The organism is Acidimicrobiia bacterium, assembly GCA_035471805.1.
Lineage (GTDB): Bacteria > Actinomycetota > Acidimicrobiia > Spongiisociales > JAHEDJ01 > JAHEDJ01.
Genome location: DATIPS010000004.1, coordinates 21,688 through 35,952, shown reverse-complemented (window position 1 = coordinate 35,952; position 14,265 = coordinate 21,688). Strand labels below are relative to the sequence as shown.

The 14,265-nt window shown below is 63.8% G+C and carries 16 protein-coding genes; 7 read left to right on the top strand and 9 right to left on the bottom strand.

Features of this window, described 5'->3' with window-relative positions; genetic code table 11:
- Positions 1 to 6: 6 nt before the first annotated feature.
- From VLT15_00750 to mraZ, 3 genes are all read right to left on the bottom strand, one after another.
- Entirely contained in the window at positions 7 to 414 is a 408-nt protein-coding gene (locus VLT15_00750; GenBank protein ID HSR43743.1) for a hypothetical protein, read from the bottom strand.
- A complete protein-coding gene (gene rsmH, locus VLT15_00745; protein HSR43742.1) occupies positions 411 to 1,337 on the bottom strand; it encodes a 16S rRNA (cytosine(1402)-N(4))-methyltransferase RsmH in 927 nt (308 codons plus the stop codon). The genes VLT15_00750 and rsmH overlap by 4 nt, the downstream gene beginning before the upstream one ends.
- A gap of 103 nt (positions 1,338 to 1,440) precedes the next feature.
- Positions 1,441 to 1,875, bottom strand: coding sequence for a division/cell wall cluster transcriptional repressor MraZ (gene mraZ, locus VLT15_00740; protein HSR43741.1), 435 nt, complete (start codon positions 1,873 to 1,875; stop codon positions 1,441 to 1,443).
- 290 nt (positions 1,876 to 2,165) lie between these two features.
- Between mraZ and VLT15_00735 the strand changes: the two genes are divergently transcribed.
- Both VLT15_00735 and VLT15_00730 read left to right on the top strand, forming a co-directional pair.
- A complete protein-coding gene (locus tag VLT15_00735; GenBank protein HSR43740.1) occupies positions 2,166 to 2,684 on the top strand; it encodes a universal stress protein in 519 nt (172 codons plus the stop codon).
- A gap of 185 nt (positions 2,685 to 2,869) precedes the next feature.
- Entirely contained in the window at positions 2,870 to 4,078 is a 1,209-nt protein-coding gene (locus VLT15_00730) for a hypothetical protein (protein ID HSR43739.1), read from the top strand.
- 35 nt (positions 4,079 to 4,113) lie between these two features.
- On the opposite strand, the gene VLT15_00725 is transcribed toward VLT15_00730, so the two are convergent.
- Positions 4,114 to 4,836: an HNH endonuclease gene (locus tag VLT15_00725; GenBank protein ID HSR43738.1), complete on the bottom strand. Its 723-nt coding sequence runs from the start codon at positions 4,834 to 4,836 to the stop codon at positions 4,114 to 4,116.
- On the opposite strand from VLT15_00725, the gene VLT15_00720 reads away from it, so the two are divergent.
- The gene (locus VLT15_00720) at positions 4,732 to 5,259 is read left to right on the top strand and encodes a recombinase family protein (protein HSR43737.1); all 528 of its coding nucleotides are present in this window, start codon (positions 4,732 to 4,734) and stop codon (positions 5,257 to 5,259) included. The two genes, VLT15_00725 and VLT15_00720, sit on opposite strands and share 105 nt — an antisense overlap.
- 21 nt (positions 5,260 to 5,280) lie before the next feature.
- On the opposite strand, the gene VLT15_00715 is transcribed toward VLT15_00720, so the two are convergent.
- A complete protein-coding gene (locus VLT15_00715) occupies positions 5,281 to 5,916 on the bottom strand; it encodes a hypothetical protein (protein HSR43736.1) in 636 nt (211 codons plus the stop codon).
- A gap of 339 nt (positions 5,917 to 6,255) precedes the next feature.
- On the opposite strand from VLT15_00715, the gene VLT15_00710 reads away from it, so the two are divergent.
- Genes VLT15_00710 through VLT15_00700 form a run of 3 tightly spaced genes read left to right on the top strand, consistent with a single transcriptional unit; the run spans position 6,256 to position 10,777 of the window.
- Positions 6,256 to 7,239 carry a MoxR family ATPase gene (locus VLT15_00710; protein ID HSR43735.1) on the top strand — a complete coding sequence of 328 codons (984 nt, stop codon included), beginning with the start codon at positions 6,256 to 6,258 and terminating at the stop codon, positions 7,237 to 7,239.
- Positions 7,239 to 8,423: a DUF58 domain-containing protein gene (locus VLT15_00705; GenBank protein HSR43734.1), complete on the top strand. Its 1,185-nt coding sequence runs from the start codon at positions 7,239 to 7,241 to the stop codon at positions 8,421 to 8,423. Before VLT15_00710 ends, VLT15_00705 begins: the two co-directional genes overlap by 1 nt.
- On the top strand, positions 8,399 to 10,777 hold the full coding sequence (locus VLT15_00700; protein HSR43733.1) for a DUF3488 and transglutaminase-like domain-containing protein: 2,379 nt from the start codon (positions 8,399 to 8,401) through the stop codon (positions 10,775 to 10,777). Before VLT15_00705 ends, VLT15_00700 begins: the two co-directional genes overlap by 25 nt.
- 25 nt (positions 10,778 to 10,802) lie before the next feature.
- Here the strand turns inward: VLT15_00700 and VLT15_00695 are convergent, their stop codons facing one another.
- The 3 genes from VLT15_00695 to VLT15_00685 form a co-directional block, all read right to left on the bottom strand.
- Positions 10,803 to 11,297 (bottom strand): helix-turn-helix domain-containing protein, encoded by a 495-nt coding sequence (locus tag VLT15_00695; GenBank protein ID HSR43732.1) that lies wholly within the window; start codon positions 11,295 to 11,297, stop codon positions 10,803 to 10,805.
- A 123-nt stretch (positions 11,298 to 11,420) separates the two neighbouring features.
- On the bottom strand, positions 11,421 to 11,780 hold the full coding sequence (locus VLT15_00690) for a DUF3040 domain-containing protein (protein ID HSR43731.1): 360 nt from the start codon (positions 11,778 to 11,780) through the stop codon (positions 11,421 to 11,423).
- A 68-nt stretch (positions 11,781 to 11,848) separates the two neighbouring features.
- A complete protein-coding gene (locus VLT15_00685) occupies positions 11,849 to 13,033 on the bottom strand; it encodes a DNA polymerase IV (protein ID HSR43730.1) in 1,185 nt (394 codons plus the stop codon).
- Between the two features lie 71 nt (positions 13,034 to 13,104).
- Between VLT15_00685 and VLT15_00680 the strand changes: the two genes are divergently transcribed.
- Positions 13,105 to 13,725, top strand: coding sequence for a histidine phosphatase family protein (locus VLT15_00680; protein HSR43729.1), 621 nt, complete (start codon positions 13,105 to 13,107; stop codon positions 13,723 to 13,725).
- Positions 13,726 to 13,728: 3 nt separating this feature from the next.
- On the opposite strand, the gene VLT15_00675 is transcribed toward VLT15_00680, so the two are convergent.
- On the bottom strand, positions 13,729 to 14,244 hold the full coding sequence (locus VLT15_00675) for an NUDIX hydrolase (protein HSR43728.1): 516 nt from the start codon (positions 14,242 to 14,244) through the stop codon (positions 13,729 to 13,731).
- Between the last annotated feature and the right edge of the window lie 21 nt (positions 14,245 to 14,265).

The window sequence follows — 14,265 nt, the reverse complement described above, 5'->3', positions numbered from 1 at the left end:
CGACCATCATGGTGATGCACTCAGAATCGACTTGATGTTCGTCCACCGGTCGTCGTCTCTCTCCATTACTACGACGCCGGAGGCCGTAACCCTTCGAATGTCGTCGGGATCGGGGTAGACCATGCCGAGCTCCTCGGCCAGCGGTTGGATCCGCTCTGGAGATCGAAGCCGGGCGACATCGAGGCGCAGCTGATCGAAACGCTCCTGTTGCGCGACTATCTCCGATCGAATCTCCTCGAGTTCGAATGCCGAGCGATCCAGGGCGGTGTTGGCGATGATCAGCCCGAAGAAGAGCGCCACAGACGCCAGGGCGATGAACAGCCAGCCCCACGCCTTCGGACGGACGAACGGCCTTCCTTGAATGACACGCAGCCGGACGGCCGGGGATGTGCCCCGGGCGGGGCGGGCGGTCATGCCGCCACCTTCTCTGCTGCCCGGACTTTGGCGCTGCGAGCGCGCGGATTGGCGTTCACTTCGGCGACGGTCGGGCTGATCGGCTTGCGCGTGAGCAACCGTACCTCTGGAGACCGATCGCAGCGGCACTCCGGGATCTCGGGTGGACAGATACACCCCTGGGCCAGGTCGGCGAAGGTTCGCTTGACGATCCGATCCTCGAGGGAGTGATACGAGATCACCACGCAGCGGCCACCGGGCGCGAGACGATCCAGCGCAGTCTCCAGCGCGGTCTGAATCTCCCCGAGTTCGTCGTTGACTGCTATCCGGATGGCTTGAAACGTGCGCCGGGCGGGGTGCCCGCCGGTTCGCCTCGTGGCGGCCGGGATGGCATTGCGAGTGACTTCGGCGAGTTGCGCCGTGTCCGCTATCGGCCGGTTGGCGACGATGGCCGCCGCGATCCGCCCTGCGAATCGTTCCTCGCCGTATTTGGCGATGATCCTGCGCAGGTCGTCCTGGGACCATTCGTTCACGATATCTGCCGCCGTCCGAGGGGCATCGGGTCCCATTCGCATATCGAGCGGACCGGGGTCTCGATACGAAAAACCCCTCTCGGCCGTGTCGAGTTGGTGTCCGGATACGCCGAGGTCGAAGAGAGCTCCGTCGATTGACCCAACAGCCAGCTCGTCCAGCAGCTCACCGAGTTCGGAAAAGGAGCGCTGATGCAACCGGACCCGATCGGGGGCCGGTCGTGCCACGGCGGCGTCATCTCGATCGATACCGATGATCTGCAGGTCGGGATACGCCGAGAGCAAAGCGCGGGAATGGCCTCCGCCACCGTATGTGGCGTCTACCAGGACTCCCCCATCGACGTTCTCGAACAACTCCACGATCTCCCTCGTCATCACCGGCTCGTGATATTTCCGTTTCGGGTCTTGATCCATGGCCAGCCCCCCGGGCGCTGGCACCAAAGGAAGCGGGCGGAGAAAGGGGCCTTCCGTTGGTAACCGGGGGGCTGGCGATGGACCAGACGGTCCGGCCGGCCTGTCAGATTCCTTGGTCGCTGAATGCCTCCTCTATATGGGCGTATACGTCGTCGGCCTCTGCCGAAACCTGACTCCACCGCTCGGCATCCCAGATCTCGATCCGCTCGGCGACTCCGACAACGGCCAGATCCTTTTCGAGCGCGGCAAACGCGCGGAGGTTTTGTGGAATGGTGATCCGGCCCTGACCATCGAGGGTTTGCGGTTCGGCACCGGAGAAGAACGATCTGAGGTATCCGCGCGAACGGCTGTTCGTACGAGGAAGCTGCTTCATTCGCTCCGCTTCCTTCTGCCAGTCGTCCGTGGACCAGACGAAGACACACTCATCTTGGCCCTTGGTGAGGACACAGCCGTCCTTTTCAAGAGCCTTGCGGAAACGGGCGGGCAACACGACCCTGCCCTTTCCGTCCATTGTGTGTTGATACTCTCCGACGAACACTCCACACTCGCCCTACTAGTCACTGGTCCTCCTGTGCGCCCCACATTGCCCCATTTCTCCCCACTTGTCAACCCTTTCCTACCACTTTCTCGCCACACGGCCGGAAAACGCCTCAAGCATGGTCCACAAATGGCTCGAACACGCCCCACATCCGCCGGGGCAACAGGACCGGGAAGCTCCTGGGGCTCTGCTTCGCAGGTTCAACCACCGTCGACAAGCGATCCCCGGATCGGACTCCAGATCCGGCAGCAGGCCGGTAGGGTGAGCCAGACAGACCAAGGGGAGATTCCATGAAGGTACTCATCGCCACCGACGGCACGCTGGACCCGCTCTTCGCGGCAGAATCCGCCGCGCGGCTCGCCGGGAACGACGGTCGGGTCACGGTGTTCACCGTCGTCGAGATCCCGAGGCGGCTGCTCACCGACCTTCGCGCCGTCTACGGGGAGTCCTCGGACCGGGCACCGATCGATCAGACTCTCGAAACCGCCGGCCACACGACTCCCCGACCACAGGTCAGTTCGGACTGGCCCGGCGACGATGCTTTCCTCGTTCGTTACGTCGACGACCAGAAGACCTCCAGAACGGCGACGATCATCTCCGCGCTGGCGGACCGGGGAGTTGTCGCCGAGCCCGTCGCGGTCGAGAGCGAAGATGCCGTCACAGAGATACTCAACTACGCATCGGCAGGCGAGTACGACGTCATCTGCATCGGCACACACGGCCAGGGCCGCTTCGACGGACTACTCGGTTCCACGTCGACGAAGCTCATCAGACGCGCCTCTTGCGCCGTGTTGACCGTTCGCTCCTGAGAGAGGTACTTAGGCCGGTGGCCGGCACCCGACCCTCGGAGTTGCACCTTCGTAACTACATTCCTGTAGTTATCACGCCGGAAAAGAAAACCCTCAATGTGGGTCAGGATGCTCCCGAAATCTGAGTGAAGCACAGTCGCTCAGCTACAAGGGAGACGCAAGGCATGTTGCGAAAAGTGATACTCATGACGGCAATCTTGCTGCTCGTCATGACCGGAATCGCCTCGGCGGGTCCGGGGGTCGCCACCCTTGCTGCCGTCCAGGACACGGGTGCCGGGGAGGAACCGGCCGACACTCCCCCGGTTTCAGAATTCAAACTCGGTGAGCGCTACTCCAACGGCCTCTTCGATCTCGAGATCCAAGATGCGTTCTCGGTCGAGTCGCCGCTCTATCCCGGTTACGACGAGGTCCGGCTCTCAGCCGCGTTCCGCCACAACACCGACGTCCCGTGGTTGGCCTCGGAATACGCCTTCACGGGCGAGTACGGCTATCCCGTGCTCCAACTCATCGACGGCGCCGGCGAGATACATCCCGTTCCCACCAACGTCCTGCCATTGCGCGTAGAAGTCGTGGACGAGGAAACGGAAACGACGACGGAGATACAGCTGGGTGATTACAGCTATCAGGTCGGCGGGTTCGCGCTCAGCATGCAGCCCCGTGGGATTCCGGCCCGCTGGACCGTCGGCTTCAGAGTGCCGTCGGCGTTCAATCACGACCTCAAAGTACAGGCGTCGTTCGGCGGTGCGGTCCTGGCCGAATGGAATCTCGACTCGAGCCCGGCTCCGGCCGCCGGGTGGGAACGGCCGGAGGGATTCGAACTCGCAGAGCTCGGCGACGAGATCGCATGGGGCGACTCACTGTCGGTTGAGCCGAAAGCGGTGGCAACCGAGGTCTGCGGCGACCCCCGGTACGGGCACGTTTCGGTTCAGACGACCCTTCTCATCGGCGTTTCGAGTCTCTCCAATCGCGATGCGGTCTGGCCGGGAGTCGACTATCCGGAAGTCGCCGCGCTGGCCGTCTGGAGCGACGGAACCGCGGCGCGCTACAAGGCAAGCTCTCTCGCCAACGCCGAAGACGACCCCCTGTCGTCGGGGCGGTACGGCGAGAATGTGGTCGTGCCTCCCCAAACGAGCTACGACCGTCTGATGGAGTTCATGGCGCCGAAAGACGGCCGGTTCTCCAATGTGAACGACGATCCGATCGCGCTCGTTCTCTACCCACCCGGCGGACCTGCTGTTTGGGTCGACCTGACGAGCCCTTCGGGTAGCGTCCCCGAATTCGAGTGCGAACAGAAGCCGGCGTTCCAACTGTTCCTGGTCGACAGGAACGGTCCCGCCCCCCAGCCTCCCCTACCGGTGCTCGAATCGGAGACGATCTTCGAAAACGAGACGTAGGGAGGGAGAAGGCGGCCGACGCCGGACCCCGGCCCTCAGGCCGACACTCCCAAGAACTGCAACCAGTGCGGGTCCACCGATGGGCCCGCACTGGCATATACCCAGCCGAATCGCCAGGGGGGCTTCGGAGATCTGGACAGGTTCAGGCCTATCTCATGGGGCAATCTATCCGCCTTCCGAAGATTGCATCGGCGGCAACACGCCACGACGTTCTCCCAGGCGTTCGTCCCGCCCCGCGAGCGCGGCAGAACATGATCGATGCTCTCGGCCGGTGCACTGCAGTACTGACAGGTGTGTTTGTCCCTGGCGAGAATCGCGCGCCGTGTAGGCGGAGCCTTCCGATGATGAGGGACCTTGACGTACCGGACCAGCCGCACCACCGAGGGCACGTCGATAGTCGTACGTTCGGAGTGGAGGCAACCTGGACCCGCCGCTACGACCGACGCCTTCTGGTTGAGGACGAGCACGACGGCCCGGCGAGCGCTGACCACCGAAATCGGCTCGTACGTTGTGTTCAAAACGAGTGCGCTGGGCACCCGGACCTCCTGCGAACAGCAGCAGCACCATACCAGCGCAAGATCAGCTGAAACGGTAATCCTTGACCTCACAGAGGGTGAGAGCTTGACTACCAGGAAGTAAAGACCGGAGACCACTTGAACGTCGTCGGATATATCTGCGAACCTTCCAGCGCTGAGTCGGGCGACACCATGTTCGCTCAGTCTGAGCGGATTCGACGATGGATCGCCCGCAACGGGCATCAACTCGTCGCGGTTTGCCAGGACACCGCCGCAACCCGCCGCAACCTCGACGGGTTCCGGGCACTCCTGGGCATCGCGGCACGGGGCCAGGCCGATCTGGTCGTAATCCCCGGCCTGCCGGTGCTATCTCCCGACAAGGTGGTTCAGGAAATGATGTTGATGAGGCTCAGATCGCACGGTCTGGCGGTCGCCTCAACAGAGGAAGCCGACCAGGAGGAGCTTTCGGAGCCCACTGCCGACCCCGCCCGGATGCTGATCCGTGACATTCTCCACCGCATCGATGATTACCGCCCGCTGCTCGAAGCCGACCTCGAGATCCCGCCTCCAGTCGCGCTCCCCGGCCCGGTGGAGATATTCATGGATCGATCCGACCCCCAGCCCGCCGTTCTCATCGAGTTCATGGAGACTCCCGCCGCCAGCTGAGGAGCGATCGCGAAGAGCCGCTCAGTTCGTGAGCGCCGCCCAGATTGCCCGCCCGAACGCGTATTCCCAGCCGACGCTCACCAACGCCGAACCGACGGCCAGATTCCCGGCGCCCCGGTCGAGCACCACTGTGATCAGCTGCCGGTCTCCCTCGCTGGCTCTATGGATGGCCACAATCGAAGGAGGCGCTCCACCTTCGCCGATCAGCTCGAACACCGCGTTGGCGACTGCGTCACGCAAGGCTGCCCGTCCGGGTTGTCCCACAGCCCTGGCCGAGCTACCCCGGTCATCGCGGACGGTGACGACGACGCTGGACCGGTCCTCCTCCACCGCGACGGATCTGAGCCGACGCAGCCCGTGGGGCATGTCGGCCCCACCGGGCGCCACCTGAGGGCGCACCGCGGGCTCGGTCTCGACCACGGCAACAGAAGCTTCCGGGGGGGACTCCGCAACCGGTTCGGCGCTCACTTGCTCGGGCGCCAAACGCGACCTGAGCCCGTGCTTGGCGAGGATCTGCTGAACGAGCTCTCCAACACGACGCCGATCTGCGCCCGGCTCGACCTGCAGTCGCACCGAAGGAGATCCATCATCGACGATCTCGACCTGGGCTTGCGCCACGCCGTCGATCGCCATCAGTTCGTCATGCAACACGGTCATGTCAATCCCCGCCGCCTTCGCCGCCATCGTAGGTATGCCACGAGATCTTTGCCCGTGAGATCGGCACCGGCGCTGCCGTAGGCCGTGCCGATCCTCCAGGCCAGGTAGCGCCGCTCCGGCAACGGCAGAAAAGGCGCTCGCGCCCACCACCGCAAAGGAGCCAGCGCGAGCACGGATCTAATCGCCTCCGGCCAAAGGCCGGGGTGACGTACCAGCTCGCGCGTCGCTGAAGACACTTGCCCCATCCCGATCGCAGTATATGACATCACGAGCCGCCAATATCAACTGTCTCCCGCCTTTGATAACCTGTGTTGGCACAAATCGAGGAGGATTGAACCTGTGACGACGATCGAAGCCTTGGAACGAGAGGATGTCGTCTGGTTCTCGGATCAGTTCACCGAGATTGGCAACAACATCGAGCGGGTGATTCAGGGTAAGAGGGCCGTCATCGATCTGATCGTGATCTGCCTGATCGCCGAAGGGCACGCTCTCATCGAAGACGTGCCGGGCGTCGGCAAGACCCTGCTGGCCAAGTCACTGGCGACATCGATCGAGAGCAAGTTTCAACGTGTGCAGTTCACTCCGGATCTCCTGCCTTCCGACATCACGGGCGTCTCCGTCTGGAATCGAGGATCGAGCGAGTTCGAGTTCAAACCGGGCGCGATCTTTGCCAACATAGTGGTGGGCGATGAGATCAACCGGGCCAGCCCCAAGACCCAGGCCGCCCTCCTCGAGGCGATGGAAGAGCGCCAGGTCACCGTCGACGGCACGACCCGACCCCTCCCTCCCCCGTTCATGGTGGTTGCCACTCAGAACCCTCTCGAACACGAGGGGACCTATCCTCTGCCCGAGGCGCAACTCGACCGATTCATGATGCGCCTCACAATCGGCTACCCCAGCCGGGAGAAGGGCCTGGAAATCCTCGACACCCACGGCATCCGGTCGGTGTTCGAGTCTCTTGTTCCGGTGATCAGCGCGGTGGACGTCATGAGGATGATCGACCTTGCCAGGCAGGTACACGTGTCCCCTGCCGTCAAGGGATACATCATCGATATCGTGGAAGCGACACGCCATCACGACGAAGTTCTGCTGGGGGCGTCTCCGCGCTCGGCGCTGTTCTTGCAGAGAGTCGCACGTGCCAGGGCTGCCAGCGAGGGGCGCGACTTCATCAACCCCGACGACATCAAGGCAATCGTCGAACCGGTTCTGGCCCACCGGATGGCGCTGCGACCCGAGGCGCAAATGCGCGGCACGGCGATTCCCGAAGTGCTTTCCTCGGTTCTGCGGCAGATTCCGGTCCCTGGATCCAGAACGATCAGCTGATGCTCACCGACCGGGGTTGGGCGGCGCTCGGAGCGAGCCTGGCGCTCGTCTTGCTGTGGGTTGCGCTGGGCGAGACCGAACTGCTGGCGACGGGACTGTTCCTGACCACGGCCGCCATCGCTGCCTCGCTCTACACGCGCTTCGGCAAGCCGACTGCCCGAGTCATCAGACACCTGCGGCCGACACTCGTCCGTGAAGGCGATCAGGCTCTGGTGAGAACTGCGGTCACCAACACGGGTCGCTGGTCCATCTTCAATCCGACGATCGAAGATGAGGTCATGGAGCTCGGGTCGGCCCGGTTCGCGACTGCCCGGCTCAAACCGCAAACGACAACCACCGGGACCTATCAAATCCTCTGCCGGCCTCGTGGCATCTACCAGGTCGGTCCGACCCGCCTCACTCTCAGCGACCCGCTCCGTTTCGCCCAGAGAACCGTCGAACTGGGCGAGGCCGACCGGCTGGTCGTGTATCCCACTATCGAACCGCTCGACGATTTCCCGGTCGTGCGCGGGCGCGATCCGTCGATGCATGCGGTGCGTCCGGAGTTCTCCCATCGGGGTGGAGAGGATTTCTTCACTCTGAGGGAATACCGCACGGGTGACGACCTGCGGAGGGTTCACTGGCCCAGTTCGGCCAAGAGGGACGAGCTCATGATTCGCCAGCTCGAAACTCCCTGGCAGTCGCGAGCCCTCGTGGTTCTCGACGCGCGAGAAGATCGCTACGAAAACCCCGTCGACTTCGAGAAGGCAGTCAGTGGGGCGGCCTCGGTGGTGCGACACCTGTTCGCTTCAGGATTCGACACCGACCTCTGGACCGGCATCGCGCAAGCATCCAGCAGGGATCCTGATTCGTTCCCGCGGGCGATGGAGGCCCTTGCCGGGATCAAGCTCCAGCGCGACCTCGATATCCGATCGGTCCTCAGCGCTCTACGCCAAACGGGTGACGGCGGCGTTCTCATCTTCGTGAGCGGCCGACCCGATCCCAACCTATTCGCGGCACAGCAGATGCTGGCAAGGGAGTACCCGGCCACGATTCTGCTGTCGGTCAGTTCCCAACCCTCCACCGGCCTCCTCGATTACCAGAGGGCCGGTGTTGTCACAATCTCCGTTCCCGCCGACGGATCTTGGTCGGCCGCCTGGCTCGAAGCAACGAGGAGAACATGGTCTACCGTCTCAGCGCGATAGCCGTATCCGGGGCGGTCCTGCTCGATCTGTTCCGGCTGCAACGACTCCTTCGACCGGCGGAGAGTGCAGCGTCGTGGGAGATCATTCTGATCGCCTCCGCGATCCTCGGTGGGGTGATCACCTGGGTCGCACGCACCTACCGGGTCGGACGCTCTGGGACGATCGCGCTGAACGCCGGCGGCATGCTTCTGGCGGTCGTCCGTATCGGTACGCCGGACACTCTCACCTTCGGCGTGATCCCGACCGCGACCACATTCGCCGAGCTGGCCGAAGAGTTCTCGTTCGCGCTACAGCTGCTTCGCTTCGGAAATGCCCCGGTCGTCCCATACGTCGGGTTGGTCATAATCCTGGCGATGGTCTTCTGGACCTTCGGCATGCTGGCGGTATGGGGGCTGACCTCCGGCCATCCGTGGATCGGGAGCGTTCCGCCGCTCATGTTCTATCTGCAGCTCTCGACGATCGACAGAGCCCCTTCCAGCCTCCCGTGGACGGTCTCGTTCCTGATCATCGTCATGTTGGCAATAGCCGGCATCGCCGGCGAGGACCGGCTGAGCGGCACCGGGCGTCTGCGGGGCCCGGACGGGCTCGCCATGCCTCGCAACAGCTGGTTCGTTCCGGTTGTGGCCCTGGCCGCGCTCGGTTCACTCACGCTGTTCGGCACGGATGCTGCCGCCGGACGCGTGCCCGAGAGCGGTGTCCTCGAGTGGCGCAGCCGCTCCGGGTTCGGAGACGGAATCTACGGAGGAGTCTCCTACAACCTGTACACCGGAATCGTCCAGGAATCGCTGCTGTCACTGTCCGACGAGCCCGTCTTCGTGGCCAGAGTCTCGGATTCCGACCTCAGCCGGAATGACATGTACTGGCGGCTGGTGACCCTCGACGCCTTCGATGGGGAGAACTGGTACCTCACGAACCGCGGCAGCAGAACCCCTGCGGCCGGGGAGGCGTGGGAAGCCCGGGGCCACGAGTTTCGAGGACCCACCACGACCGTTGACCAGGTCGTCCAGATTCGAACCCTCCAGATGAACTATCTCCCCGTGCTGTATGCGCCGAACGGGGTGACTTCTGAGACGGAGGTCGTCTCGCAGAGCCTCCGCATTCGCAACGATGCTTCGGTGCGGTTTGACGCCCTGACGTTCGAAGGGCTCACCTATCGGGTCCGTTCGGAGGTACCGCGACCCGATATCAACGTCCTCGCCACGGTCGACGGCGAACTCTCGCCCGTCTTTGCCACGGCGAGGAACGACACCGCCTTCGATGGAACGGCAGCCACCACGCCGGCGGTCGAACCACCCGAAGATCTAGAGGATTTCCTCGAGCTTCCGGACGACCTCGACGTCCGGCTCCTGGCACTGGCCAGGGACGAGACCCTGGAGGCAACCGGCGATTTCGAGAAGGCGTTGTTCCTGGAGCGGTTTCTTCGCAACACTCAGCCGGGCGGCTTCCAATACTCGGTCGACATCGAACCCGGTCACTCGGCCGAGAACCTCGCCGATTGGCTGACCGATCCCGAAAGCCCCGGGTACCGGACCGGCTATTGCGAACAGTTCGCGACTTCGCTGGCGGTCCTTGCCCGGGTTCTCGACATACCGAGCCGGGTCGTCATCGGCTTCACGCCGGGCGACCAGCAGAGCGACGGACTCATCGTCGTCCGTCAGCGCAACGCGCACTCGTGGGTCGAGCTGTGGATGGACGGCCAGGGCTGGGTTCGCTTCGATCCGACGCCGCGCGGCACGGGGGACAATCCCTCCGCGGTCGACAGCCTCGCCGGCTTCGATCCGACTCTGTATGTGCCGGAGCCCGAGTTCCTCGACGACAACGTCGTGCTCGGCCCGGACGGACAACCGATCCCGTTCGGCCCCGATCGGGATGCGCTGCTGGAAAACCCTGACGACATCCTCGAAGCCAACACCCCCTTCGTCGGCTCCGGCGACGCCGCCACCGGAGGCGGCGTTCCGTGGGGCTGGATCCTGCTGGCCACGGGCGCGACGCTGATCGGACTGAGTCCTGCCATCAAGTGGATCCGCCGGCGGCTGCGCCTTCGCCGATTGAAGACCGGCGACATTTCTGCGGCATGGGAGGAAATCATCGATCGGCTCACGGACCTCCGCTACGACGTTTCCGAGTGGAAGACGCCTGCAGAACTCGCGGTCACGACCGAACCGTCCCTAACAGCCCTTGCCGCGGTCTACGGCGAAACCGTCTACGGGCCGCCTCGTCGGCTCGGCCGGCGGCAGGTGGAGATCGGAATGAGATCGTTCGAATCCGCCGAGTCTGTCTTGCGCCATCGGCACACGCGCTGGCAGATGATCAGATCGTGGCTGACGCCTCATTCGCTTCGAAAGAACGGCTAGACGGCAGGAGGCCGATCACCCGTCACTACGAGCCGGAAGCCTCTGAAGCTACGTCCTCTTCGACGAGGCGCAGTATCTCGAGGAAGTGATCCCGATCGAGTTCGAACCGGGTGACGTCCTCTTCGACTTCCCGGGTGATCGAATCGATGGCAACGAAGAAGGCCATCTGACCCTCGCGAAGCGCATCGAGCAGTTCTCCGTCGTCCGATGCGATCTTGAAAATCGAGGTGCCGTCCGTGATGAGTTTCACCTCGGCCAGATGCGATTCCATCTCGGCATTGCGCCGCAAGTAGTCCCAGGCGCGCCGAACTCTCTGCACAGACATTCCGTTGTCGAGCAGGCTCCGGACGACGCGCAAGGCGACGAGGTCACGGAACGAGTACAGGCGGCGTACTCCGGGGCGGCCGCCCGTTGATTGCAGCGACGGGCGGACCAGATCGACGCGATCCCAATAGCGGAGTTGATGAGGTGTGCAGCCTGTCAGCTTCGATGCCTGCTGAGCCGTGTATCCGTCGTTCAAACCTCAACTCCCCAAAACGCTCAGCGACGAACACAACTCGTCGCGAATTTCGATCCTCAACCCGACGCCGAAGTGACCGGGACTTCCCGACTCCCGGTGCGCCGGGGGGGTCACTCTAGCGAATCAGGACGGAGGTCGGAACCGTCGGTTATTCCGGATTTTCGCAGTCCAGGAACTCCACAACCCCGGGCCTTCCGATTCCCCGTCGCCGGCACCATCGCGACGCCGGTAGCCTCGCAGAACTGCCGTAGTGGAGATCACGATCATCAAGAATCCGGTCAGGGCGATGAAGGTGTTGTAGCGAAAGGTAGCTATCAACGTGATTATTCCCACGAATATCCCGGCGATGGCCAAACGTCCGGCCAGGCGGCTCAGACCACGCCCTGAGATATTCCGGACGGCGTTGGCGAGATCAGGATCTTCCTGATAGAACTGGCGCTCGATCTCCGCCAGTATCTGCTGCTCTCTGTCGTCTAATGGCATCTGCGCTTCCGTTGGATCTGTCCCTTGTGGCCTCATTATACGTTGCAGTCCGCTAAAGAGTCTCGACGTCATTCGGCTTCCGGGCGTGTCAACCTAGCCGGGTGCACAGCCTCAGACCCGAACCTGGCACGCACCTCGGAGATCGCATCGGCCAGATCGTCCCAGGCGGCGGGACGATCAGTTGCCAGCTGGTGAGGAGCCCCGTCTGCCTCGAGCGTGGACAGGCCGACACCGATCAACCGAACCGGCCTGCCGCCGACCCCCGAACGTTGCAGGAGTTGAACCGCCGTGCGATAGATGTCGCGTCCGACGTTCGTAGGAGATTCGAGTGTTCGGCTGCGGGTAATAGTCGTGAAGTCCCCGAATCGTATCTTCAGAGTGATCGTCCGGCCGGCCATCCCCGCCTTCCGCATCCTCTCGGCTACCTGCTCGGATTGCCGCAGCAACTCGGCTTCGATTCGGTCCACACCTTCGATATCAGCGTCAAACGTGGCTTCCACCGAGATCGACTTCGTCTCACCCCCTACGGCCACCGGGCGGTCATCGACCCCGCGGGCGAGCTGGTGAAGATGGCGACCGAGGGTCGCACCGATCCGTCTCTCCAGAGTGGCGGGCGGGATGCCGGCCAGGTCGCCGATCGTCCGGACCCCCAGGCGTTCGAGCAGCGCATGGGTAGCCTCCCCAACCCCCCAGAGGCGCCGCACCGGCAGCGGGTGAAGAAACCGACCGACCTCGTCCGCCGCCACCAGGCGAATCCCATCGGGCTTCGCCTCCTGAGACGCCAGCTTGGCGAGAAGCTTGTTCGGGGCAACACCTGCCGATGACGGGAGCCCGAGCTCGGTCCTCAACGTCTCCCGAAGCGCCTCGGCCACCGACGAGGCGTCTTCGAAGTGTCGTCGCATACCGGAGACGTCCAGGAACGCTTCGTCGATGGACAGACCCTCCACGTGCGGAGTGAATCGCCGGAGGATCTCGAATACGAGGGCGCTGACTCGACGGTATTCGACGTGATCAGGCGGAACGACGACCAGTTGGGGACAGAGGCGCCTCGCTCTCCCCATCGGCATGGCGGACCGGACACCGTACGCTCTGGCCTCGTAAGACGCCGACGCGACGACGCCGCGCGGGCCGGTGCCGCCCACGACCACGCTCGCTCCACGCAACCCGGGACTGCGGAGTCGCTCCACCTCGACGAAGAAGGCGTCCATGTCCAGGTGGATGATCGGCTCACGGAAGGACTGTTCAGACGGCACGCTCCGACGATAGAACAGGGTCGGCGGCGATACGAACAATTCGAGAGCTGTGACCATTTACACTCGCCGCCATGGCATCGATGGTTCATCTGACGCGACACGGGGAGGTCGAGAACCCCAAGCATCTCGTGTACGCGGACTTGCCCGGCTTCGGGCTGAGCACGCTGGGCAGCCTGCAGGCGAAGGAAGCCGGCCGGTTTCTCTCTTCGCGGCCGGTTGTCGCCGTTTGGTCGTCTCCACTCCAGCGGGCGATCGAGACCGCTCACTTCATCGCGGCCCGCCACCAGCTGCCCGTCCACGTCGACGAGAGGCTGACGGAGTGGCGTCTTTCCTCGCGATGGTCGGGCATCCGGTGGGAGGACTTGCCGCAACGGGTTCCGGGGGAGCTCGAGGCGTACCTCACTCACCCCTGGGATCTGGACTTCGCCTCCGAGTCGCTCGAGCAGTTGGCCGACCGGGTGACCGATGTCGCAACGGAGCTCTCTGCCCGGTATTCGAACGGCGATGTGGTAATCGTCGGGCACCAGGATCCGATCCATGCCGCCCGCCTCCGGCTGACGGGCGCCGACCACCGCAGGCAGCAGGAAGGAAAGCCGGGACACGCAGCCGTGGTTTCGCTTCGGCCGGATACGCCATGGCGCGAAATGAGCGTATGGGAGCCGGAGTCGGCGCCCCAATCGCCTCCGGGATAGCGCTCAGGCTCCTTCCCGAAGCGAGTCCAGCAGGGCTGTATCGGTATCGAACGCCAGAGGCGGCAGATCGTCCAGAGCGAAATAGCCGACCTCGTCGGCATCATCTCCGGCTTCCAGGACTCCCCCGGTGACGGTCCCCGCAAACCAGATACCGACCGTGAGTTTGGCGGGGTCATGGAAGTTGGAGGCCACGAACACCGGTTCACCAACTTCGACGATCAAGCCGGTCTCTTCCTGCATTTCACGGCGAGCGGCTTCTCGAACGTCTTCGCCGTAGTCGACGTATCCGGCCGGAATCGCCCACAAGCCGGGTTTGGTCGATCCCGGGGCCCGGCGAATGAGGAGCACCCTTCCTGCGCCGTCGCGCACGAGTACCGCAGCTCCGACCCCGGGATTGCGCCAATGGACGTATCCGCACTCCGCACAGGCTCTGCGCTCCCCTCCGGCCATGTCCCGGGTTGTGAGTTCGGCGGAGCACATCGGGCAGAACGAGAACTCACCGGGCCAGCGCGACATCATGGACTTCGATGGTAGGCAGGA

Coding starts and splice junctions, on each gene's coding strand:
- VLT15_00680 (HSR43729.1), top strand. CDS start 13,105: ATGGCATCGATGGTTCATCTGACGCGACACGGGGAGGTCGAGAACCCC.
- VLT15_00705 (HSR43734.1), top strand. CDS start 7,239: ATGCTCACCGACCGGGGTTGGGCGGCGCTCGGAGCGAGCCTGGCGCTC.
- VLT15_00735 (HSR43740.1), top strand. CDS start 2,166: ATGAAGGTACTCATCGCCACCGACGGCACGCTGGACCCGCTCTTCGCG.
- VLT15_00750 (HSR43743.1), bottom strand. CDS start 414: ATGACCGCCCGCCCCGCCCGGGGCACATCCCCGGCCGTCCGGCTGCGT.
- VLT15_00700 (HSR43733.1), top strand. CDS start 8,399: ATGGTCTACCGTCTCAGCGCGATAGCCGTATCCGGGGCGGTCCTGCTC.
- rsmH (HSR43742.1), bottom strand. CDS start 1,337: ATGGATCAAGACCCGAAACGGAAATATCACGAGCCGGTGATGACGAGG.
- VLT15_00690 (HSR43731.1), bottom strand. CDS start 11,780: ATGCCATTAGACGACAGAGAGCAGCAGATACTGGCGGAGATCGAGCGC.
- VLT15_00675 (HSR43728.1), bottom strand. CDS start 14,244: ATGATGTCGCGCTGGCCCGGTGAGTTCTCGTTCTGCCCGATGTGCTCC.
- VLT15_00715 (HSR43736.1), bottom strand. CDS start 5,916: ATGACCGTGTTGCATGACGAACTGATGGCGATCGACGGCGTGGCGCAA.
- VLT15_00725 (HSR43738.1), bottom strand. CDS start 4,836: ATGCCCGTTGCGGGCGATCCATCGTCGAATCCGCTCAGACTGAGCGAA.
- VLT15_00730 (HSR43739.1), top strand. CDS start 2,870: ATGACGGCAATCTTGCTGCTCGTCATGACCGGAATCGCCTCGGCGGGT.